Origin of the sequence: Paraburkholderia sp. J12 (assembly GCF_905220215.1) — a bacterium.
Taxonomy (GTDB): Bacteria; Pseudomonadota; Gammaproteobacteria; order Burkholderiales; family Burkholderiaceae; genus Paraburkholderia.
This window is the reverse complement of record NZ_CAJMZC010000004.1, coordinates 390023-412361: the sequence shown is the minus strand read 5'-3', so window position 1 is coordinate 412361 and position 22339 is coordinate 390023. Positions and strand designations below refer to the sequence as shown.

Here is a 22339-nt window from a genome sequence, read left to right as displayed (position 1 = left end):
CCGCCGCCTTCGTTTTGTCAGCCCCGCGACGGACGAACGCTGAAGCGCGACTCCTGAAGATCGACCTCGCGAACGAGATCTCTGACGAGTTCGTCCGTGAGGCGACCCGCCTGGGCGATGCGATAGAGTTCCTCGCGCTCGGCACCGAGCGCGAGGAGGCGCATTTTGCGCTCGATCTCGTCGATCTGCAAACTGCGCTTCGCATCGACTCCGGTCTGGCAACGCAATTCGATCTGCTCGCGGTAGTGGGCAATGAGGCGGGCGCCGGCACGCGCGAACAGATCGGCGTCGTCCGCGCTCTTGTGCGTGCCGTTCAACGCACGCTCGACGGCGACGATCGCGGCGCGCGCCGCGGCGCAACGGGCTTCGTCCTCCTGTTGCTGGTCTGCCGTGCCGGGCGGCAGACGGATGCCGCTCAGCGCGCAGGGCAAGCCGATGTTCGCCGTAATCAGCGTCACGACGATCACGCCTGCCGCGAGCAGGATGGCCAGGTCGCGCGTGGGGAACGACGCACCGTCCTGCAGAAATAACGGGAGCGTCATCACGCCGGAAAGCGACACCGCCCCGCGTACGCCGGCGAGCGACGTCACCACGATCAATCGCCAGCCCGACGCGTTGATCGCCTGCCCGACGCGGCGCGCGCGCAGCAGGATCAGACGCAGCGCGCCCCAGGTCCAGAGCAGGCGAATGACAAACAGCGCGACGCTGATGGCCGCCACGTAGAACAGCAGCCACAGTTCGTTCTGCCTGCCGGTCTGGTGGATCGCCTGGCTGGCGCGATCGATCACGTTCGTGAGCTGCTGGCCGAGCAGCACGAAGATCACGCCATTGCCGGAGAACTGCAGCGCGTCCCACACGGCCGCACGGCGTATGCGCGTGCCCGCCTGGGCCCGTCCCGCCAGTTCTTCGTAGCTCATCACGATGCCGGCCGTCACGGCCGCGAGAATGCCGGAAGCGCCGATCCTGTCTGCCACGAGATAGGAGCCGAACGGCAGCAACAGGCTGATGAGGATCTGCGTGCCCGTTTCCTCGCCGAACATTCTCGCCGCCCAGTCCTTCGCCGCGTTCGCCAGCAGCGTCACACCGGCGCCGGCCAGCACGCCGCCGGCCACGAGCCACAGAAACGTCCCGCCGGCATCGACGAACGAGAACGAGCCGGTCACGGCCGCGGCAATCGCAAAGCGCAGGCAGACGAGGCCCGAAGCGTCGTTGAGCAGCGCCTCGCCTTCGATGACATGCATCAGCCGCGCCGGAATCGGCACGCGTTCGCCGATGGCCGAGACGGCGACCGCATCGGTCGGCGAAAGCGTCGCCGCGAGCGCGAAGGCGACGGCGAGCGGCATCTGCGGAATGAGCCAGTGAATGAAGTAGCCGGCGCCCGCAACCGTAATCAGGACCAGACCGAGCGCGAATGCACCGATCGTCCATTTGTCGCGGAAGAGCCCCGCCTTCGAAATGCGCCAGCCGTCGAGAAACAGCAGCGGCGCGACGAACAGCAGCAGGAAGACGTCGGGAGACAGCGACACGCGAAAGCCGAATAGCTGGGCGATCAGCGCGCCGATCGCGATCTGGACGAGCGCAAGCGGCAGCGGAATCCGGGCGGCCCGCTTGATGAGGCTGCTGGCGATGACGCAGGCCAGCAGAACGGCCGTGATGGCGATCGTATCCAGGATCGATTCCCCAGAAGTTCGTTTTCCCTGCCGTTCGTTTCCCCTACCTCGAGGAAGCCGGCGCTCACATTCCAGCCGATAAACAAAGGAATCCAAATCATAGTCCACGCCGATCGTTTCCGTACTGAACAGACATCGCGATCAACTATTAACCATTTCCAGCAAGAAGATTCAATCATCTGCCTGGCGCGGCCGCTATCTTCGTCTCGTGGCGCAGTCATCCCCCGGACAAACCAGTAGAGGAAAAGAGGGCAAAAGTGCTTTGTGTGCTCTACCCCGACCCCGTCACCGGGTATCCGCCGAAATATGCGCGCACCGACATTCCGGTCTCGCGGGCTACGCCGGCGACGTCGGGTTTCCGCAGCCCGCGCCCGTCGATCGTCCGTGGCGCCGCATGCCCAACGAGGGTATGACGCCGCATATGTCGGGCACGTCGCTCTCGGGCCAGGCGCGCTACGCGGCGGGCACGCTCGAAATCCTGCAGTGCTTTTTCGGCGGCAAGCCGATCAGGCCGGAATACCTGATTGTCGACGGCGGGGCACGGGCGGGCACGGGTGCCGGCTCGTACAAGCTCGACTGACCGGTGCGGGTCCGGGATCCTCCAGGAGATCACCATGAAAGCAGTTGGCTACCATGCAGCAGGTCCGATCGACCGGCCCGATGCGCTCGTCGATCTCGACCTCCCCACGCCCGTTGCCGGTCCGCGCGATCTGATCGTTCGCGTGCATGCCGTCTCGGTCAATCCTGTCGACACGAAGGTGCGCGCCGCCTCGACGCCCGCCGGCGGAAGTGCCCGCGTGCTCGGCTTCGATGCGGCCGGCGTCGTGGAAACGGTCGGCTCCGACGTCACCCTCTTCAAGCCCGGCGACGAGGTGTTTTATGCCGGCGACATCACGCGGCCCGGGACCAACTCGGAATGGCACGCAATCGACGAACGCCTCGTCGGGCGCAAGCCGGAGTCGCTCGACTGGGCCGCCGCCGCGGCAGTGCCGCTCACCGCGATCACCGCGTGGGAAGCGCTGTTTTCGAGGCTCGATGTGAGTCGCCCGGTGCCGGGCGCGAACGGCATCCTGATCGTCGGCAGCGGCGGCGTGGGCTCGATTGCGATCCAGCTCGCCAAACAGCTCACGGAACTCACGATCGTCGGGACCGCCGCGCTGCCCGAGGGCGGCGAAGCCGTGCGGGCGCTGGGTGCCGATCACGTCGTCGATTATCGCCAACCCCTCGACGAAGCCGTGGCCGGGCTCGGCATCGCCCCTCCAGGGTTCGTGTTTTCGACCACGCACACCGACCAGCATCTCGACGAAATCGTAAGACTGATCGCGGCTCAGGGACGCATCGCGTTCATCGACGACCCGGCCCAGCTCGACATCGTCTCGCTGAAGCCGAAAATGCTGTCGGCCAACTGGGAATTCATGTTCGGGCGGTCGATGTTCCAGACCGTCGACATGATCGAGCAGCACAAACTGCTGGAAGAGGTGGCGCGCCTTATCGACGCCGGCCGCATCGTCAGCTCGCCCGCGAAGCGGCTGTCACCGATCTGCGCCGACACGCTGCGCGAGGCGCACGCCCTCGTCGAAAGCGGCAAAGCGGGCGGCAAAATCGTCATCGAAGGCTGGCACTGAACCCCTGCCTCGCGGCCATGCGTGGAGTCGACCGCGGCGCAAGGCCCGAACCCGCTGCACCGGGGCAGGCTCGTTGCGCGGCCCGGCCCGAGGAGCACGCCGGATTTTGCCGGCACAACGTCTTGACGTCGTTGATACCGCGTTACACTACCGCTCGATAAAGTCTGAACATTGAGTCGAGGGTAGAAGCCATGAGCGAGTCGGATACGCATTCCTCGCCCGGGAACGCGCTTCTGCGCGCATTGCCGAAGGATCCGGAGAAGGAACAGGCGGTACTGCGCATCTCGCTCGGTTCGGTCGTGCTGCTCGGCTATCTGCTTGCCAGTTCGGTCTACCCCTCCGCCGGGGTCTACGCGACGCTCCTCGCGGTCCTCGCTTACGTGGCATTCGGCGTCGTCACTTACATTGTCTTGACGGTTTCACCGAAGCGCTCGCGCGTGCGCCTCGCGATCACCACGTTCGCCGACCAGGGCATCGTGATCGCGGCGCTCGCAGTGGGCGGCGCGCCCGCGCTGCCGCTCCTGTGGGTCGTTTTCTGGTTTCTGGTCGGCGCCGGCTGCCGGTATGGCCAGCGCATGCTGGCGCTGTCCTGCGGCGTCGCGGTAGCCGGCCTCCTCGCGCTGATGCACTGGCAGCCGTGGTGGCGTGCCAACGTGAGCGCCGCCCTCGGCGTCACGTTCAGCGTGGTGACAACGTCGCTTTATCTGGCGGTGCTCGTCTACCGGCTCGAACGACAGGCTTCGACCGATCCACTTACGGGACTTTACAACCGCGTGCGGCTCGAACAGGCCATCGGCCGCACCCTCCTTGCGCGCGGCGCCGAGGCGGATCGCACCGCCATGCTGCTCGTCGACCTCGACGGCTTCAAGGCGGTCAACGACTCGTTTGGCCATGCGGTCGGCGACGAACTGCTGTGCAGTTTCGCCACGGCGCTGGTGCGCCGGATGCGCCGCGGCGACACGCTTGCCCGCCTGGGCGGCGACGAGTTCGTGGTGCTCGCGCGTCACGTCTACGACCGGCAGGACGCGCTCGCCATCGCCGACAGCATTCACGCGATTCTCGCCAACCTGCGCAGCGTCGGCGGCTATCCGGTGGCCGTTTCGTGCAGCATCGGCGTATGCCTGCTGACGGACGGCGCGGCCGGCCGTTTTCTCGACGCGCGGACCTTGATGCGCGCCGTCGACAGCGCGATGTACCGGGCCAAATCGCGCGGCATGGGCAAGACCGAATTCGCCGATATGGCGGGGGTGTTGCCGGGCGTCGTGTGATAACGGGCGCTCCTCCGGAAAGCCACGCACCGGCGGCGTGCCGCGTCACATTTCGATGATGACCTTCAGGGCCTGCGTGCTGGCCGCATGCGAGAACGTTGCATACGCATCGAGCACGTCGGCGAACGCAAACCGGTGCGTGATCAGGCGGCCCGGATCGATGCGCCCCGCACACACGGTCTTGAGCAGCATCGGCGTGCTGACGGTATCGACGAGGCGCGTCGTGATCGACACGTTGCGGTCCCAGAGCTTGTCGAGGAAGAGCGACGCCTTCTCGCCATGCACGCCGACGTTGGCGACCACGCCGCCCGGCGCCACCAGTTGCTGGCACAGTTCGAACGTCGCGGGCACGCCCACCGCCTCGATGGCGCAGTCCACGCCCACGCCTTCCGTGAGCTTCATCACCGCCTCGACGGGATTGCCCGCGCACGGGTCGATACACGCGGTCGCGCCGAAATGCTTTGCGCACTCCAGCCGGTTGGCGTCCCTGTCGATCATGATGATCTGCGCGGGCGAATAGAACTGCGCCGTCAAAAGCGCGGCCAGCCCGATCGGCCCCGAGCCGACGATTGCGACCGTGCTGCCGGGCTGCACCTTGCCGTTGAGCACACCGCACTCGAAACCGGTCGGCAGAATGTCCGAGAGCATCACGAGCGCTGCCTCGTCGAGGCCGTCGGGAATCCGGTAAAGGCTCGTCTGCGCATGGGGAATGCGCACGAACTCGGCCTGGGTGCCGTCGATGCGGTTGCCGAGAATCCAGCCCCCTGTCTTGCAGTGCGAATACATGCCGCGGCGGCAGTATTCGCATTGGCCGCAGCTCGAAATGCACGACACCAGCACGCGATCGCCGGCCTTGAGGCCCGTCACGCCGCTGCCGATCTCGTGGACCACGCCTACACCTTCGTGTCCGAGAACGCGGCCCGGCGTGCAGGTCGGCACGTCGCCCTTGAGGATGTGCAGATCGGTGCCGCAGATCGTCGTCTTCGAAATCTTGACGATGGCGTCGCCGGGCTCGCGCAATTCGGGCATCGGGCGCGTTTCGACGGCAAACCGGCCCGGGCCGTTATAGACCAGTGCTTTCATGTTTTCTCCATTGGCATTCGAAATAAGGCTGGCATGCCATGCCAGTGCGCGCGGCCGCGCCGACAGTCATGATTGCCCCCTCACGAGCAGCACCGGGCATTCCGATTCGCGAACGAACGCCTCCGCCACGCTCCCGAGGAACGCACGCCTGACGCCGCGCCGCCCATGCGTGCCGAGCACGACGAGCTGCGCTCCATAGCGCGTGGCGCACCGCTGCAGGCACTCTGCCACGCTGTCATTGATGGTTTCGAGCGTCAGCAGCTGGGTCTCGCAGTTCACGCCCGCCGCCCTGGCTTCGGAGTGCACCGCCTCGAGCTGCTTTCTGGCTTCGTCCTGGTACGCCTCGATCAGGTCGGCAGGAACGTAGACCAGCCCCAGGCCGAGCGGCGCCACGATATCGGTCACATGCACCGCGCAAACGTGCCCGCCCGTCAAACGCGCGAGTCGCAGCGCCTCGCCGAGTGCCTGTTTCGCGGTGTCGCTGCCGTCGAACGCTATGAGAATCCTCTCGTACATGCTCTGCCTCCTCGTCCGGGATGCCCGTCACGCATCGCGTTGCCCTATGCCCATCATCGGATCTCGCGGCATCGGGCTATTGATTTGCGTCAAGAGAATGCGAGCCACCGAGTAGATCGGTACCATCGTGCTGTGCGCCCCTTCACCTTTCTCGCTCCAACCGATCGCACACCACGTAAAATCGGGATAAGCGGCCCGCGTGACATCGCACGACGGATTCCCTTCATCAAAGCCTCCATTTCACGCTCGAATGACTTACGCCCCCTTCCCGCGCAAGCATTTCGCCCTGGACCCGGCCCATGCGTTCAGGCGCTGATCCGCACAGGCGCGCCGCGCCCGCGGCGGCATCGGCACGCGCAAGCCTGATCGGCCGGCCGGCTTTGGCCGCCGCGCTTGCGTTCGTCCTGGCTTTCGCGATGGCGGGCGCGGTTGCCGGGTTCGTCGATCAGCAGTGGCAAGCCGTCGCGGAGCAGCGTTTTGCGCAACGCAGCACCTGCGCCGCGGCCATCCTTCTGGTGGGCGCGCTCGTTGCTGGTCTGTGTGCCGTATTCGCATTTCGTCTTGCCCGCCCGCGTGCCGCTCCAGCCCCCGCCGATGGCGATGCGCACCTGAACGACGCGCGCATGATGGGCATCATCCGTTCGTCCATGGAGGCGATCATCACGGTCGACGAAGCACAACGGGTCGTGATCTTCAATCCGGCGGCGGAGTTCGTGTTCGGCCTTTGCGCCGCCGAAGCGATCGGTTCACCCCTGGCGCGCTTCATTCCCGAGCGTTTTCGGGCGGCTCACGAACGGCACGTCGACCAGTTCGGCGCGACGGGCGTCACCGAGCGCCAGATGGGCCATCAGCAACGCGTTCTCTACGGATTGCGCGCCAATGGCGAGGAGTTTCCGATCGAGGCGTCGATTTCGCAGATCCGCGACCTCTCCGGCAAGCTCTACACGGTCATGCTGCGCGACATTACCGAGCGGCTGCGCGCGGAGAACTCGCTCAAGCGCTCGCGCGAGGAACTGCGCGAACTCTCGGCCAACCTGCAAAACGTGCGCGAGGCCGAAAAAACCCGTATCGCGCGCGAACTGCACGACGACCTCGGCCAGCAGCTCACGGCCCTCAAGATCGATCTTTCGACGCTCGAGCAACGGCTCAAGGGCAACCTGACTCCGGATCTCGCCACCCGCATCGAGGGCATGAGCAAGCTGATCGATTCGACCGTGCGGGCCGTACGGCGCATCGCTGCCGATCTGCGCCCGGTCATGCTGGACGACCTGGGTCTCGTGCCGGCGATCGAATGGCTCGCCAACGACTTCACGAGCCGCTACGGCATCGCCGTGCAACGCCAGATCCACACCGGCAATACGACGTTTTCGAACACGGCGGCCTCCACGCTCTTTCGCATCGTCCAGGAAGCGCTCACGAACGTTGCGCGTCACGCCGAGGCCAGCGTAGTCGTGCTGACGCTCGAAGTGGCGCGGCAGCAATGCACGCTGCGCATCGTCGACAATGGCCGCGGCACGGAGCACGATCCGGGCGGCGCGCCGCATCGCACCCGCCACGACAAATCATTCGGTCTGCTTGGCATTCGCGAGCGCGCGCATATGCTCAACGGCACTGTCGATATCGACACCGCGCCGGGCGAAGGTTTTGCCATTTGCCTCACGTTCGAACTCGACGCTCTCCAATCCGAAGAGGCCGCCTCATGATCCAGGTGATCATCGCCGACGACCATACGCTGGTGCGTGACGGTCTGCGCCGCATCCTCGAAAGCGCCCACGATTTCGAAATCGTGGGCGAAGGCTGGGATGCGGCCACCACCCTTGCGCTCGTGCGCGAACGCAGCGCCAGGGTGCTGGTGCTCGATCTCTCGATGCCGGGCCGCAGCGGCGTGGATCTCATCAAGCAGATCAAGGAAGAAAACCCCGGGTTGCGCATTCTCGTGCTGACCATGCACGCCGAACAGCAATATGCCGTGCGGGCGTTCAAGGCAGGCGCCTGCGGCTACCTCACGAAAGAAAGCGCAAGCGCCGAACTCGTGAGCGCGGTGACGAAGGTCGCGTCCGGCGGCGTATACGTGAGCATGGCCATGGCCGAGCGCTTCGCGCAAAGCCTGAACGAACCCGCCGACACGCTGCCGCACCAGCGGCTCTCGGACCGCGAGTTCGAGGTCTTCCGGCGCATTGCCGCGGGCGAGACGATTGGCGAGATCGCACAGTCGCTCTGCGTGAGCGCCAAAACCGTGAGCACCTACAAGGTTCGCATTCTCGAAAAAATGCAGATGCCGCACGAGGCCGCCCTCGTGCGCTACGCCGTGCGCCACAAGCTGCTGGACGATCAGGACGAACCCTGATCGAGCGGCACGGCCCGTGCCACGCGTGCCGTTCATGCCGCGACACCGCGTCGCACGCTTGTAGGAATCGCCCTACACGACTTCCTTCCCGCGTACGCCAGATTCCACCAGCGCCGATTTCCTTTCGAGCTGGCGCAGCCGATACTGGCGGCATGGAAACCCACCCGACCCCGCCGAAGCTGCACGTGTTCCTCGTGGAAGATGCGTCGCCGGTCCGGCGAAGAATCGCCGAGGCGCTCTGCGCCATTCCGGACGTGGTCGTGGTGGGCGAGGCCGAAGATACGGCCACCGCGCTGGCGCAGATCGCGTCTAGCGGAGCGGATGTCGCCGTCGTCGATCTGCGGCTCACTGCGAGCAGCGGCATCGATCTCATCGCCCAGCTCTCGCGCGAGCAGCCGTCGCTCGTCACGGTCGTGCTGACGAACCACACCGGTGCGCCGTTCCGGGCCGCCTGCGAGCGCGCCGGCGCCGGCTTCTTCTTCGACAAGACCGCGGAATTCGCGGCTGCCTGTCACACCATTGAAGCACTTGTGAAAGATCGCGCGAGTGCCGCGCGTTGAACCGGAGATGACCATGTACGCCAATCCCGTGTGCGATTCCTCCCTGCCGGCGCCCTCGCCCATGCAGCGTCTTCGCGGACCGCTGCATTCGGCGGTCCGCGAGGATACGCCGCGCCGTGCCGCCACGCGCTGCTCGTCCTGCTCGCTGCGCGCGGTCTGCATGCCCTCCGACCTCGACGCCGCCGAGCTCCAGCGGCTCGACGCTGTCGTCCATACGACCCGCCACGTGCGTCGCGGCGAAGCGCTGTTTCGCGCGCGCGATGCTTTCCAGAGCCTCTATGCCGTGCGCACCGGCGCCTTCAAGACCGTCGTCATGCATCGCGACGGCCGCGAGCAGATTACCGGTTTCCCGATTCCCGGCGAACCGCTGGGGCTGGACGGCGTGTGCTCGGGCACGCACAGCTGCGAAGCCATCGCGCTCGAAGACAGCACGGTCTGCGTCATTCCGTTCGGCCAGTTCGAATCGATGTGCCGCGAGAGCCGCCGCATGCAGCACCATCTCTATCGCTTGATGAGCGGCGAGATCGTGCGCGAATCGAGCCTCATGATGCTGCTGGGCACGATGAACGCGGAGCAGCGCCTCGCCGCCTTTCTGCTCGATCTGGCTGCCCGCTTCAAGGCGCGCGGCTACTCCGGCACGCAGTTCAACCTGAAGATGAGCCGCGAAGAAATCGGCTGTTTTCTCGGCATGAAGCTCGAAACCGTGAGCCGCATGTTCTCGCGCTTTCATCGCGAAGGGCTCGTCGAGCCGAGCGGCAAGCAGATCCGCATCGTCGACGTGGCGCGTCTCGAGCGCGTGTGAAGCGCGAGGCTGGAGGCCAGCTTCCTGCCTGACGGCAAGCGAGCCCGCGCCGTGCCGGTGTGCTCTCTTCGCTCGCACGTGCGGCCTCGGCTTCAATGCGTGTCAGTAATGAAAAACCTGGTCATTCCTGAGCTCGATCCATTTGATGCCCGCTCGCAAACCGTCCAGCAACGCAGCGGCTTCGGTTTCGAAGGTTCGGTAGTGAGCGAAGGAATGGCCAAACTCCTGTTCCGGCGCGCTCTGCGTAATGCTGATCCGGCAGGCGAACCCGCCGTGTGGCGCGGGCGAGGTCATCGCCTCGACCCGCCATCTTCCAGAATCGACAGTACCCCTTAATGTCATGGCGATGTTCTCCGTCTGTTGCGTGATGGCTTCGGCTCACTTCAGCATACGGATCTTCAGACGGTGACCGCTGACACATATCAATTCAATGCAGCCCCCTCCACGCCGCGTGATCCGGCCATGGCGAGGTTTGTGGCACGAGGAGCAGCGGCAACGCCGTGCGTTGCACCACATCGGTGGCGAGACAGGCATCGTGTTTCCCTGTATCGCGAGGGTTTCCGGCGGCTCCCAACACCACGAGGTCGGTACGCCAATGCCGGGCTGCTACGGCAATAGCTTGCGAGGCATCCTCGCCTTCGCGGCGTGTCGGGAGAACCACCGCGCTCAAGCCTGCGGGATGCCGGGCGGACGCCGGGTCGCATGCCAGATAACCCACCCGGATCTCCGCTCCCGGCGCGGCGGCAATTCGCGCGGCCTCGCGAACTGCGCGGGCGGACGTCGCGCTCCCGTCGCTCGCCACGAAGATACGTTGCGGCGGTATCCGGCAGTTGCGGACCAGAGGCATGGGGACCACGAGCACGGGACAATCCGCGGCGCCAGCGAGCGCCGCCGGATCGGGCGGTGTGCCGATCAACAGTTCGGCGAGTGACGTGCGCGCAGCATGCGCCAGCGCTGTGGTAGGCCCCATTGCCGGATTCGCTTCGACGAACTCTTTTTTCACCTCGAATCCATTGCGTTCGAGCGTTGCGCAGGCGGCATCGACGGTTGCCGTCATCACGATCCTTTGCGACAACGACGACGCGCCACTCAGCCCGGCAATATGGATGCGCGCAGCCGGCCGCGCCCAGCCGGCCACGCAGCCGAGCAGCGCAGCGACGGATTCGCGGCCGGTCAGAAAGAAAAAGATGCGCGAGTACGGTGCGACGACTGGCGTAGTTGTCGATCGATCAGCCCAACGCCCCATTTTTCGACTCCTGGCGCGACACCCGAGCGTCCTCCGCTTTACATCGGCGCGAAATAAGTGGGATAGCCGAGATGATCCTCGATCCCCTTCACGCCGGCGACACGCTCGGCGCACACCCGTATGGCCTTGCGCTCTTCCTCGGAATTCACGAGGCCCCACAGATGCACCACGCCATCCTTCACGACGACGTTTTGCATCGACAGCGCCCAGCGGCGGCCATCGAGTTCGTGCAATACGCTCTCGCGTATCGCTTCGTCGGCGGCGATCGCCTCCGGGCCGGGCTGCGCCGCGCGCGCGAGCGCGCTCACCAGGTTCGAGCGGCTCACGATGCCTAGCAGCTTGCCGTCGGTGGTCACGGGCACGCGCTTGATGCGATGGCGCTCCAGCGTGTCCGCGACTTCGGCCAGCGACGCGGTGGGCAGCACGCAAACGACATTCTCCGTCATGATGTCGCCGACCTTCGACGCGTGTTCCTTCAGGTATTGCGTCGCGAGCTTGCGGTTGGAATGCACGAATTCGCCGAACCACGAGCGCTGCGGCTTGCCTGTGCCCGTCTCCACGCGGTGCAGCAGATCGCTCTCGCTCAGGAGTCCGACGATGTTGCCGTCTTCGTCGACGACCGGCAGCCCGCTGACGTGATGTTTGACCATCAGCGCCGCGGCCTCGAAAACGGTTGCGGTGGGAAGTACGGTGACGACCTCGGTCGTCATGATGTCCGAGACTTGCATGAGTTTCCTCCGGATAGAGACCAACACCTTGACGTTCCCCAATGTAGGCTTCGCGGGGCGGCCGATATTGATGTTGGTCAATCAAGAGGCGTGGGGCGAAACGCGTTCGCAGGCTTCGCTATGCATCCATCCCTACTTTGACTGCGGATGTCGGTTCGCGACCCTTTGAAAGCCTGCGAATCGCAGGCGGAATGCGCCGGCAACACCGCAGTCACAACACGTTACACCTGTAAACGCCGGCGAAACCCAACGCCGGAATTCGTCCACTAAACTGGAACCATCTTGCTGGATAACGGTACGGGGCCGCCCGCGTCGCAGTGCGGGCGCGCTTTTACGGCTTTTACGTTTTCTACATTACGCGCTGGCTGGACACAATTCGATGATCCGAACTCTTCTCGTCTTCTCCCTCATTAGCGGCCTGTGCGGTTGTATCGTCGCGCCGCCTTATGGGTATGCGCCTGCACCGGGCTACTACTATGGCTATGCCCCCGGCTATTACGCGGCACCGCCGGTTAGCGTCGGTATCGGTGGAGTCATTCACGTCCATTGATCGCGCTTCGCGAGTGGAACACGCTTGCGCGACCAGGACGCTGGCCCAGATCAGCCAGCGTATTGCGCGGCGCAGCCGGTGACGCACGCGAAGCGGCCGCCATACGCCCGCCGTATTCGCCTTTGCTTTCCGAGTCGATGTCACGCCGCTGTTTTCCGGTGAAATCCGTTCCATACCGGAGAGCGTATCGGCCGATTGTTAGCGCGCGATGAGCGCCGCCACTTTTCGCCAGACACGCCGCATGCGCGCCCCGCGCCGCCCTCATCCCCTGCTCCGGCACAGCCCCATCATCCACGCATAAACCGCATCCACGGCCGCGGAGCGCGCCGGCTGCGCCGCACGCATCAACCACAGCGGCGCGAGCGCGAATCACGGCACCAGCGGCAAGACTTCCACGCGCCCGCACGTCAATGCCTCGCCGGCGGTGAGGCGCGACACCATGGCAATGCCCACTTTCTGCCCGGCCGCCGCCACCAGAAAGCGCGGATCGTTCACCGTCATGGCCCGCCGCATCCGCAGGCCGCGCTCGAGTGGATCAACTATATCGAGCGCCCCGAAGTGCATGCGGCCATCACCAACGAAGTGTTCTACCCCAACGCCGACGCCGCCGCGCGGCAGTTCGTGCGCGCCGAGATTCTGAACGATCCGACCGTTTATCCGCCCGAGTCGGTACTGAAAACGCTCTTCCTGCTCAAGCAGTTGTCGGCGCCGATCAAGCGGCTCGAAAGCCGGTTGTGGACGCAGTTGAAATCGGGAGGCTAGGCGCAGGGGCGCGGGCGTATTGGACGTATTGACGTATGGCAACGCTCAGGTTGCGAAGATCAGCGACCGGTGCGCACCGACACCCGCCGCCACGCCGGAAGCCGATGCAAACGTCGCATTCGTCATGGCGGACGATGCATCGCCTGCCGCATAGACGCCGCGCACGCTCGTCTCCTTCCAGTCGCCCACGCGAACCACTCGGCCGAAGGGGCTTTCGTCGACCGCGCAACCGAGCTGATCGGCCAGATCGCTGGCGAGCTCGGTCCGCGTTCCGATGAAAAGCGCATCGACCGGGACGGTTCGCCCGTCAACGAGACGAAGGGCATCGATGCCCGGAGCCTCGCCGAGTACTTCCGCGACGGGCGTGCGTTCGATGACGACTCCCCGCTCGCGAAGCAACACCGCTTCGTCCGCGCTGGGTTCGGCGACGCCCTGCGTGAACCACGTCGTCGGCCCCCAATCGGGAATCAGCAACGCCTGGTGAACGGAGTGAGCATGCGTGGCAAGCACGCCAAGCCGCCGGTCCTGCACTTCGTATCCATGACAGTACGGGCAATGCAGCACACTAATGCCCCAGCGGGCGTCCAGCCCCGGAACGGCGGGCAGCGTGTCGCGAACCCCGGTGGCGAGCACGAGCCGGCTAGCCCGGCTGCGCGAACCATCGGCGAGTTCGACATGGAAGCTCCCCCACTCGCCATAGGCTTTGCGCGCGTGCCCCTTCACAACCGTCACTGTGGGGTACTTGAGCAATTGGTCGGTAGCTTCGGCAACGATCCGGGACGGCGGCACGCCGTCCTGACCGAAGAAACCCTGCGCGTGCGATGCGAAGCGATTGCGCGGCGAACCGCCGTCGATCACCTGAACGCGGCGCCGGGCGCGCGCGAGCTGCATCGCGGCAGACAGGCCGGCAAAACTTCCCCCAACGATCACGACGTCGTATTGGTCTTCCATAGGTGTTGTTCCAGTCGATTCACGGGATATGCGGCGCGACGTTCACCCTATCACGCAACATTTACAGTTACATGATAGGGCGAATGGTATCATTCATGCAACTTCAATTGTTTCGTGAGATCAGGTCCGATGAGAACGGATAGCCGCTTGTCCCGCGTGCTGCACGCACTGCTGCATATGGAGCATGCCGACGAGCCAATGACGTCGGAGGCCATCGCCGAGATGCTGCGCACGAACCCCGTGGTCGTGCGCCGACTGCTCGCCGGCCTGCGTGAAGGCGGTTATGTCCAGTCGGAAAAAGGGCACGGCGGCGGATGGGTGCTCAGCGTGGCGCTCGACGAGATCACGCTGCTGGACGTGTATCGCCACGCGGGCGAACCGGCCCTGTTCTCGGATCTCGTCAGCGAGGACGATCCTCAGTGCCTTGTCGAGCAGGCCGTGAACGCGCACCTGTCGGCAACGGTGAGGGAGGCCGAAAAGGCTCTGCTGGCGAAATTCGCCAAGGTCACGGTGGGCGACCTTGCACGTGAAATCCGGCGAAAGGGGCGCAGCATGCATTCGTGACGGCCGTGGTTGCCGTAGCCTGACGAAACGCCTGCCGATGCGCCTGTGCCCGTAATGCGGGGCCGCGCCCTACGCCCGTGCCCCGCAGAGGCGATCTAGACAATACTGTCCAGCGCCTTGGCGAATCGCGCCACGGCGCCGTCGACGTCGTGCAGTTTGTCGAGGCCGAACAGTCCGATGCGGAAGGTCTTGAAGTCGTCAGGCTCGTCGCATTGCAGCGGCACGCCCGGCGCGATCTGCAGGCCGGCCTCGGCGAACTTCTTGCCGGAACGTATGCCGTCGTCGTCCGAGTAGCTGACCACGACGCCCGGCGCCTCGAACCCCTCGGCCGCCACGCTCCTGAAGCCGTTGCTGGCCAGAAGCGCGCGAATGCGCTTGCCGAGTTCAAGCTGCTCTGCCCGCACCTTCTCGAAGCCGTATGCCTCGGTTTCCTTGATCACGTCGCGCAGCGTCGCGAGCGCATCCGTGGGCATCGTGGCGTGATAAGCGAACCCACCGCTCTCGTAGGCTTCCATGATCTGCAGCCACTTGCGAAGATCGCAGGCAAAACTCGTGCTGGTGGTGGCGTCGATTCTTTCGCGGGCAAGCGGGCTCAGCATCACAAGCCCGCAGCACGGCGACGCACTCCATCCCTTTTGCGGCGCGCTGATCAGGATGTCGACGCCGGTGGCCTCCATGTCGACCCAGATCGTCCCGGAGGCGATGCAATCGAGCACGAACATGCCGCCGACGGCGTGCACGGCATCGGCCACTGCACGCAGGTACGCATCGGGCAGCATCATGCCGGAGGCGGTTTCGACATGCGGCGCGAAGACCAGATCCGGCTTGTTTTCCTTGATCGCGGCGACCACCTCATCGATCGGAGCCGGCGCATACGCGGCCTGCCTTCCCGGTTCGACCGGACGCGCCTTCAGCACGATCGATTCGGACGGAATGCTGCCCATGTCGAAGATCTGCGACCAGCGGAAACTGAACCAGCCGTTGCGGATGACCAGACACTTCTTGTTCGTCGCGAACTGGCGGGCCACGGCTTCCATGCCGAACGTCCCGCTGCCCGGCACGATCGCGACCGCCTTCGCGTTGTAGACTTTTTTCAGGGCGCTGGAAATGTCGCGCATGACGCCCTGAAAGAGCTGCGACATATGATTGATCGAGCGGTCGGTGTAAACCACTGAATATTCGAGGAGTCCCTCGCGGTCGACATCGGGAAGAAGACCTGGCACGCTCGCCTCCAATAAGAGATGAATACTGTGAGCCGTATTTGCGCTTTGATGCCGCTGCAACAATGCAAACAGGCTGCTTTGCCTCGACGAAGACAGATTCTAACGAAAGCGGCCGCAAACCTGGGGCACGGATGCGTTATTTGGCAACGGCAGCGGATTCGCGGCAATGGTGCGACGCAGCACACCCGGTCCCTGGAGAAACGCTCCCGCTAACTCACTTCCGCGCAGGCGGCTGCGGATTGTTGGCCGGATTCGTATCGAACCGGCTCACGCTTTCGATGCCAGCCTTGCCGACGAGGGCCGAGAGCCGCGCATGCAGCCAGTCGGCCGTCTCCTGTTCGTAGACCTGTTCGCCGCACACGTACACCGTAAACGACTTCAGATACTTCGCCTTCTTCTCCGGGTTGCCGATCGTATCCCTGGTCCATTGATACAGCGGGTACTGGTCTTGTCCTACGCGTTCGGCCTCTTCGACATAGTCGGCGAACGCGTCGAACTGACACTTCAACGCGGCGTTGCGCTCACGCAGAACAGCCTCGAGCAAATCGCGCCCCTCATCGTCCCCGCCCGAGCGCAACGCATCGGCCAGTTCCGGTGCGACGGTGATGCGAATCTGGAATTGCCATGTTTCTGCCATCTATGCCTCCTCCGGTAACGAGCAGAATAGCGTCTCGGGCCAGCATCGCAAGATCCGGATCTACGCCGATGCCCATGGCTGCGCCGAGCGTCGGCGCCTATTGCTGCGTGAGCATGAGGTCGAGATTTTGAACCGCGGCGCCGGATGCGCCCTTGCCCAGATTATCGAAAACGGCGGACAGCAGAACATGCCCGTGCTCCGCATTGGAAAAGACGCTCAAGTGCATGTCGTTCGTGCCGTTCAGCACTTGCGGATCCAGCTGCTTCATGGCGCCCGATTCTTCCGGCGGCAAGACGCGTACGTGCGCCGCCCCGGCATAGTGGCGTGCCAGGCAGGCGTGCAGCGTCGCGCCATCCACGCCGGACGGCAGCAGCCGCAACGCCAGCGGCACCGTCAGCACGATACCCTGGCGGAACGCACCATACGCCGGAACGAAAATAGGACGCTGCGCGAGCCCGGCATGCTGCTGGATCTCCGGGGTGTGCTTGTGCGCGAGCTCCAGGCCATAGACCTGGTAGGCCGGCGCATTCGCGGCCCCCTGCCCCTCGTGCTCCTCCACGCCGGCACGTCCGCGTCCCGAGTAGCCGGAGACGGCGTGAATGCCGAGCGGATAGCTCTCAGGCAGCAGCCCGGCCTGCGACAGGGGGCGCAGCAGGCCAATCGCTCCGGTGGGATAGCAACCGGGATTGGTGACCCGGCGCGCGCTCGCGATGCGCGCGGCCTGTCCCGGCGCCATCTCCGGAAAGCCATAGGTCCAGTCCGGCTGGGTGCGATGGGCGGAACTGGCGTCGATAACGCGGACGGCAGGATTGACGATGGCGCTCACGGCCTCGCGCGCGGCGGCATCGGGCAAGCAGAGGATGGCGATGTCGCAGGCGTTGATCGCTTCGGCGCGGCGCCGCGGGTCTTTGCGGTCCGTGGCGCCGAGCGTAAAGAGCCTGAGATCGGTCCGGTCGCGCAGCCGCTCGTGGATTTGCAGCCCGGTGGTGCCCTGGTCGCCATCGATGAAAACAACGGGGGAGCTCATAGGGGAATACTCCGCGGAATATGGGTGGGAACAGATAAAGCGAGCCCCTATGTTCCATCGGCCGCTAGAATAGGGAAAGTTGAATTTCACAACCTGAACATTCAGTTTTTCTGAATCTGGACGCCGATATGCGAGAGATCAGCCTGGACCGCCTGCGCACCCTGGTCGCCATTGTCGACCGCGGCTCGTTTGCCGATGCGGCGCGTGCCTTGCATCTGGCGCCGCCGACGGTCAGCCTCCACATTGCCGAGCTCGAGGCGCGCATTGGGGCGCCGCTGCTGTCACGCAAGCGCGGGCAGGTCAGGCCCTCGGCGATCGGCGAGGTGCTGGTGGAGCGCGCCCGCCGGTTGCTGGCCGACGCGGAGCGCGCGCTGGACGATATCGAGCGCCAGGTGCAGGGGCTCGAGGGGCGTGTGCGGATCGGTGCCTCGACGGGCGCGATCGCGCACCTGTTGCCGCAAGCGCTCGAGGTACTGCGCCAGCATCATCCCGCCATCGACCTTCAGGTTGCCGTGCTCACCTCCCAGGAAACGCTGTCGCGGCTGATGGACGGGACGCTCGATGTCGGGCTCGTCGCCGTACCCCAGCCTCCGGTGGCGGGACTGGTCATCAAACCGTGGCGGCGCGACCCCGTGATGGCTTTTGTACCGGCGCATTGGCGCTGCCCGGCGCGTGTCACGCCTGAATGGCTCGCTGCGCAGCCGCTCATTCTCAATGACGCGACCACGCGTCTCTCGCGTCTGACTGCGGAGTGGTTCGCGGCCGCCGGGCACCACCCCGCGCCGCGCATTCAGCTCAATTACAACGACGCGATCAAGAGTCTGGTGGCGGCAGGTTACGGCGCGGCGCTGTTGCCCCACGAGGCCACGACGCCGCTACCCGATACGCGCATTGTCATGCGACCGCTGCGTCCGGCGTTGTGGCGCCGGCTGGGTATTGCACATCGTGCGGGGTACGTCGAACGTGCTACGCAGCACGTGCTGGAGGTGTTGTGGGGGTTGCGAGTGGCGTAGACGGGCCGGCCGCTTTGAGCCCTGGGTAGGTCCGTGCGGGCGTGCGGGAAACTGCACGCATTCATGCCGCAAATCGCTATCGTCCAGGCACGCGATGCTTGCCTCCATCGTGACCTATTCCGTCGTTCCGCGAGATCGCTTCATCGTTTTGCGCGACTTTAACGACGTCACGTCGTGCGCGATCTCGGAGAGTCGCTTTTCACCAAGTAATTGGAGCAACGCATTTTCTGCCGAACCCAACGTCTCGTTGAGGTGATGATTGACCGCCGCCTCGACCGGACAAGTGCGATTGTCGTCGGCTGGACCGATCACAAACGGCGCGGTATGCCCAATGGCCTGGTAGACGTCCCTCACCGTAAGATCGTTGAGGTCACAGGCGAGCGCCCAGCCTCCGCCTGGCCCCCCCGTCGACTTTACATACCCCGATTCGCGTAGCGCGGCCATGGTTCGGCGAACAAAGACGGGGTTCGTGTGCAGCATCAGCGCAATCGTCTCCGAGGTGCTCGCGCCTCCGCGCAGATGCATGTGGATGAGGACGTGCAGAAGTCGAGCCAGTCGGGTGTCGCGTTGCATGGTCGGAAGCGTGGTAATTCGCAACTTTTGATGTTACGCTATCTCTCGCTGCTTGTGTGCAACCGTCTCTGCCTGCGCAACCATGACCGCATACCGTCAAACCTTTATTGAAGCAAACGGAATTCGCCTGCACGTCGCTGAACAAGGCGACGGCCCATTGGTGCTGCTTTGTCACGGCTTTCCCGAGACCTCGCATGCCTGGCGCCATCAGCTGGCGGCACTTGCGCACGCCGGCTTCCATGCAATGGCACCCGATCTGCGCGGCTACGGATCAAGTGAATGTCCAGCGGCAATCGGGCAGTACACGACACTAGATGTTGTCGGTGACCTCGTAGCGCTCGTTGACGCTCTCGGAGAACGCGACGCAGTCGTTGTCGGAAACGATTGGGGGGCAACCATTGCCTGGCAAGCCGCGTTGCTTCGGCCCGACCGTTTTCGCGCTGTCGTTGCGCTCGGGGTGCCGATGATGGGCCGCGCGCCGATGGCGCCGAGCCGGCTTTTTCCGCAGACCGATCAGGCGAGGTTCTATACGCATTACTTTTCCGAACCTGGGTTGGCCGAAGCCGAACTTGAGCGAGACGTCGCCACGACATTGCGCAAAATCTATTTTTCCGCATCGGGAGACGTTGGGGCCCGCGACGCGAATACGCCCAATCCATTTGGACTTGTGCCGCGCAGTGGTGGACTCCTCGACTCGCTGATCGATCCCCCGTCGTTGCCGGCGTGGCTCGCACCCGCCGACCTTGACAAATTTGTGCAGGCATTCCGCATTTCCGGCTTTCGCGGCGGATTGAACTACTACCGCAATCTCGACCGCAACTGGGAAGTGCAGTCGGCCTTCGAGGGCCTGCTCGTCGAGGTTCCCGCCCTGTACCTTGTCGGCGAGCGAGACACAGGTCTGGCTATGCCGGGCATGCACGAAATTATCGGCGGCATGCCCCAGATCGTGCCGAAGCTGTCGGCCACGCGAGTCGTTCCGCAAGCAGGGCATTGGCTGCAACAGGAGGCGCCGGATTTCGTCAACGCGGCATTGATCGAGTTTCTGCGCGATCTTTGATGTACGCCGGCGCGATCTGGCGGTTCAACCAGTGTTAGCGGCCATGCAAGCGTGAGGGCTAGCGGGCCAGATTCAGCCATTCGCTCGCGCGATACCCCGGGCACGCAACTCAGCAGCAAGGCCGCCCTGCCACCTCACGCAACGTCCACCACAACTTTCCCGCGTGCGCTCGCATTCGTGATGGCGTCGTAGCCGAGCTCCGATGCACTGGCGAATGTTTGAGGCGGGCGGCCGATCATTGTTTGGGCGCGAATGAGCGTTGTTTCCATCCAATGCGGCTCATCATGGGCGAAGCACCGCACCGGCCAGCGCATCGACGACGTGCTGCGCAAACGCCCTCACCTTCGCCAAGCCTATCCGAATCGCGCCGTCCACGTGGGCCGCAACGGCTCAAGCGCAAGCGACGCAGGTCCGCAACGGGTCGACAGGACAGCTAGAATTGCACTTTTGGCCCGGAATACACCCATGTCTTTTGCCTCGCTCGGCCTGATCGATCCCTTGCTGCGCAATCTGCAGGACCTCAACTACCAGACACCTACTCCGGTGCAGGCCAGGGCGATTCCTGCTGTGCTCGGTGGCAAGGACGTCATGGCTGGGGCGCAGACCGGCACGGGCAAGACGGCGGGTTTTGCGCTGCCGCTGCTGCAACGGCTGGTGCAGCACGGCCCGGCGGTATCCAGCAACCGTGCGCGGGTTCTGGTGCTGGTGCCCACGCGCGAGCTGGCCGAGCAGGTGCTGCAGAGCTTCATCGCCTACGGCAAAGGTCTCGACTTGCGGTTTCTCGCCGCCTATGGCGGTGTGAGCATCAACCCGCAGATGATGAAGTTGCGTAAAGGCGTGGATGTGCTCGTTGCGACGCCAGGCCGCTTGCTGGATCTCAACCGCCAGAACGCAGTGCAGTTCGATCAAGTACAAACGCTGGTGCTGGACGAAGCCGACCGCATGCTGGATCTGGGCTTCGCGCGCGAGCTCAACGCCGTTTTTGCCGCCTTGCCCGCGCAGCGCCAGACCCTGCTGTTCTCCGCCACGTTTACCGACGATATTCGCGCCATGGCAGCGGGCATTCTGCGCAGCCCGGTCAATATCAGCGTCAGCCCGCCCAATACCACGGCCAGCAAGATCAAGCAGTGGGTCGTGACGGTGGACAAGAGGAACAAGCCCGAACTCTTCATGCACCTGGTGGCCGGAAACAACTGGAAGCACGCGCTGGTGTTCGTCAAGACCCGCAGCGGCGTGGATTACCTGGCGGCCATGCTGGACAAGGCGGGCTACGCGGTCGAAACCATCCACGGCGACAAACCGCAGCCCGCGCGCCTGCGTGCGCTGGAGCGCTTCAAGACGGGTGAAGTCCAGATGCTGGTCGCCACCGATGTGGCGGCGCGCGGACTCGATATCGACGACCTGCCGCTGGTGATCAACGTCGATCTGCCGATCGTGGCGCAAGACTATGTGCACCGTATTGGCCGCACCGGCCGCGCGGGCGCCAGCGGCGTGGCGGTCTCCCTCGTGTGCGCCGATGAAGCGCCGCAACTGGCGGCGATTGAAGCGCTGATCCGGCAAACGCTGCGCCGTGAAGAAGAGCCGGGTTTTGAAGCCGAACACCGCGTGCCGCAGACCAGCGCGACGGGTGAGATCGTCAAGAAACCCAAAAAGCCCAAGAAACCCAAAGTGCCACAAGCTGCGCCTGGCGGCACGCCGGTGCCCGGCAAAAAACCGCGGCCGCAAAGTGGCGAGAAGAAAGGCAAACCCGCGGCGCCGCGCGCGGTGGCCACGGGTAAAGGCACGAGCTTGTCCAGCGGCAGTCCGTTCAGCGTGCAAAAGCCGCGCAGCCAACCTGCCAGCAAGCCCGCTGCGGGCTCGCCCAAGCCGGCTGGCAAATCCGCCGGCGGCCGCGGCAAACGCCAACCCTGATTCGTTGGGATCAGTCACGCCCGCCCAAAAACAGGCGGAGGGGTGCAAGCTTCGGCGTGCATCAGACCGAAGTGCACGTCAAGCCAGCGTGCTGTTGTTCGGCGAACGTGAAGGAGCTTCGCTACTGACAGCACGGTGGCAGCAGACCTTTCGTAGGATGCCAGAAGTGTGTCTACCGCTTTGGCGGTGACGCTATCGCCGGGTTTCGGGCTGCCAAGGCCCCGCC

The 22339-nt window shown here is 64.7% G+C and carries 22 protein-coding genes and 3 pseudogenes; 14 read left to right on the top strand and 11 right to left on the bottom strand.

The genetic code is table 11. The features are described from left to right. Nucleotides 1-17: 17 nt before the first annotated feature. Nucleotides 18-1778, bottom strand: coding sequence for a Na+/H+ antiporter (locus tag U5760_RS12975; RefSeq protein WP_322012210.1), 1761 nt, complete (start codon nt 1776-1778; stop codon nt 18-20). A gap of 220 nt (nt 1779-1998) precedes the next feature. Here U5760_RS12975 and U5760_RS12970 point away from each other — a divergent pair. The 3 genes and pseudogenes from U5760_RS12970 to U5760_RS12960 form a co-directional block, all read left to right on the top strand. Next, a pseudogene (locus tag U5760_RS12970) lies at nt 1999-2250 on the top strand (NAD-dependent formate dehydrogenase); the annotation flags it as partial. A gap of 34 nt (nt 2251-2284) precedes the next feature. Beyond that, entirely contained in the window at nt 2285-3295 is a 1011-nt protein-coding gene (locus U5760_RS12965) for a zinc-binding alcohol dehydrogenase family protein (protein WP_322012209.1), read from the top strand. A 191-nt stretch (nt 3296-3486) separates the two neighbouring features. Further along, nucleotides 3487-4563 carry a GGDEF domain-containing protein gene (locus U5760_RS12960; RefSeq protein ID WP_322012208.1) on the top strand — a complete coding sequence of 359 codons (1077 nt, stop codon included), beginning with the start codon at nt 3487-3489 and terminating at the stop codon, nt 4561-4563. A 45-nt stretch (nt 4564-4608) separates the two neighbouring features. On the opposite strand, the gene U5760_RS12955 is transcribed toward U5760_RS12960, so the two are convergent. After that, nucleotides 4609-5646 carry a zinc-dependent alcohol dehydrogenase family protein gene (locus U5760_RS12955; RefSeq protein WP_322012207.1) on the bottom strand — a complete coding sequence of 346 codons (1038 nt, stop codon included), beginning with the start codon at nt 5644-5646 and terminating at the stop codon, nt 4609-4611. A 66-nt stretch (nt 5647-5712) separates the two neighbouring features. Beyond that, nucleotides 5713-6162, bottom strand: coding sequence for a universal stress protein (locus U5760_RS12950; RefSeq protein WP_322012205.1), 450 nt, complete (start codon nt 6160-6162; stop codon nt 5713-5715). Between the two features lie 497 nt (nt 6163-6659). Here U5760_RS12950 and U5760_RS12945 point away from each other — a divergent pair. From U5760_RS12945 to U5760_RS12925, 5 genes and pseudogenes are all read left to right on the top strand, one after another. Then, nucleotides 6660-7865: pseudogene (locus tag U5760_RS12945) on the top strand (PAS domain S-box protein); the annotation flags it as partial. Then, entirely contained in the window at nt 7862-8509 is a 648-nt protein-coding gene (locus U5760_RS12940) for a response regulator transcription factor (RefSeq protein ID WP_322012204.1), read from the top strand. The pseudogene U5760_RS12945 and the gene U5760_RS12940, both read left to right, overlap by 4 nt. A 152-nt stretch (nt 8510-8661) precedes the next feature. Continuing rightward, a complete protein-coding gene (locus U5760_RS12935) occupies nt 8662-9069 on the top strand; it encodes a response regulator (RefSeq protein ID WP_322012203.1) in 408 nt (135 codons plus the stop codon). A gap of 13 nt (nt 9070-9082) precedes the next feature. Further along, a complete protein-coding gene (locus U5760_RS12930; protein ID WP_415914091.1) occupies nt 9083-9871 on the top strand; it encodes a helix-turn-helix domain-containing protein in 789 nt (262 codons plus the stop codon). A 108-nt stretch (nt 9872-9979) separates the two neighbouring features. Then, complete coding sequence (locus U5760_RS12925; RefSeq protein ID WP_322012202.1) at nt 9980-10207, top strand: hypothetical protein; 228 nt, start codon at nt 9980-9982, stop codon at nt 10205-10207. Nucleotides 10208-10298: 91 nt separating this feature from the next. Here the strand turns inward: U5760_RS12925 and U5760_RS12920 are convergent, their stop codons facing one another. Both U5760_RS12920 and U5760_RS12915 read right to left on the bottom strand, forming a co-directional pair. Beyond that, nucleotides 10299-11117 (bottom strand): universal stress protein, encoded by an 819-nt coding sequence (locus U5760_RS12920; protein ID WP_322012201.1) that lies wholly within the window; start codon nt 11115-11117, stop codon nt 10299-10301. 38 nt (nt 11118-11155) lie between these two features. Further along, nucleotides 11156-11845 carry a CBS domain-containing protein gene (locus tag U5760_RS12915; protein WP_322012200.1) on the bottom strand — a complete coding sequence of 230 codons (690 nt, stop codon included), beginning with the start codon at nt 11843-11845 and terminating at the stop codon, nt 11156-11158. Nucleotides 11846-12224: 379 nt separating this feature from the next. On the opposite strand from U5760_RS12915, the gene U5760_RS12910 reads away from it, so the two are divergent. Further along, complete coding sequence (locus tag U5760_RS12910) at nt 12225-12395, top strand: hypothetical protein (protein ID WP_322012199.1); 171 nt, start codon at nt 12225-12227, stop codon at nt 12393-12395. A gap of 369 nt (nt 12396-12764) precedes the next feature. Here the strand turns inward: U5760_RS12910 and U5760_RS12905 are convergent, their stop codons facing one another. Next, nucleotides 12765-12896, bottom strand: coding sequence for a hypothetical protein (locus tag U5760_RS12905; protein WP_322012275.1), 132 nt, complete (start codon nt 12894-12896; stop codon nt 12765-12767). Nucleotides 12897-12914: 18 nt separating this feature from the next. On the opposite strand from U5760_RS12905, the pseudogene U5760_RS12900 reads away from it, so the two are divergent. Continuing rightward, nucleotides 12915-13157 (top strand): annotated as a pseudogene (locus tag U5760_RS12900) (polyamine ABC transporter substrate-binding protein); the annotation flags it as partial. Between the two features lie 45 nt (nt 13158-13202). On the opposite strand, the gene U5760_RS12895 reads toward U5760_RS12900, so the two are convergent. After that, the gene (locus U5760_RS12895; protein ID WP_322012198.1) at nt 13203-14108 is read right to left on the bottom strand and encodes an NAD(P)/FAD-dependent oxidoreductase; all 906 of its coding nucleotides are present in this window, start codon (nt 14106-14108) and stop codon (nt 13203-13205) included. Nucleotides 14109-14237: 129 nt separating this feature from the next. Between U5760_RS12895 and U5760_RS12890 the strand changes: the two genes are divergently transcribed. Further along, complete coding sequence (locus U5760_RS12890; protein ID WP_322012196.1) at nt 14238-14672, top strand: Rrf2 family transcriptional regulator; 435 nt, start codon at nt 14238-14240, stop codon at nt 14670-14672. Nucleotides 14673-14767: 95 nt separating this feature from the next. On the opposite strand, the gene U5760_RS12885 is transcribed toward U5760_RS12890, so the two are convergent. From U5760_RS12885 to argC, 3 genes are all read right to left on the bottom strand, one after another. After that, complete coding sequence (locus U5760_RS12885) at nt 14768-15895, bottom strand: aminotransferase class V-fold PLP-dependent enzyme (protein WP_322012269.1); 1128 nt, start codon at nt 15893-15895, stop codon at nt 14768-14770. Between the two features lie 214 nt (nt 15896-16109). After that, nucleotides 16110-16532, bottom strand: coding sequence for a hypothetical protein (locus U5760_RS12880; RefSeq protein ID WP_322012195.1), 423 nt, complete (start codon nt 16530-16532; stop codon nt 16110-16112). 97 nt (nt 16533-16629) lie between these two features. After that, on the bottom strand, nt 16630-17559 hold the full coding sequence (argC, locus tag U5760_RS12875) for an N-acetyl-gamma-glutamyl-phosphate reductase (protein ID WP_322012194.1): 930 nt from the start codon (nt 17557-17559) through the stop codon (nt 16630-16632). A gap of 128 nt (nt 17560-17687) precedes the next feature. Here argC and U5760_RS12870 point away from each other — a divergent pair, with 128 nt between their 5' ends. After that, nucleotides 17688-18572: a LysR family transcriptional regulator gene (locus U5760_RS12870; RefSeq protein ID WP_322012193.1), complete on the top strand. Its 885-nt coding sequence runs from the start codon at nt 17688-17690 to the stop codon at nt 18570-18572. Between the two features lie 114 nt (nt 18573-18686). Here the strand turns inward: U5760_RS12870 and U5760_RS12865 are convergent, their stop codons facing one another. After that, nucleotides 18687-19145, bottom strand: coding sequence for an Rrf2 family transcriptional regulator (locus tag U5760_RS12865; protein WP_322012192.1), 459 nt, complete (start codon nt 19143-19145; stop codon nt 18687-18689). A gap of 82 nt (nt 19146-19227) precedes the next feature. Here U5760_RS12865 and U5760_RS12860 point away from each other — a divergent pair, with 82 nt between their 5' ends. Further along, nucleotides 19228-20202, top strand: a complete 975-nt coding sequence (locus U5760_RS12860; protein WP_322012191.1) for an alpha/beta hydrolase — start codon at nt 19228-19230, stop codon at nt 20200-20202. A gap of 465 nt (nt 20203-20667) precedes the next feature. Next, on the top strand, nt 20668-22113 hold the full coding sequence (locus U5760_RS12855; RefSeq protein ID WP_322012190.1) for a DEAD/DEAH box helicase: 1446 nt from the start codon (nt 20668-20670) through the stop codon (nt 22111-22113). Nucleotides 22114-22339 lie beyond the last annotated feature (226 nt).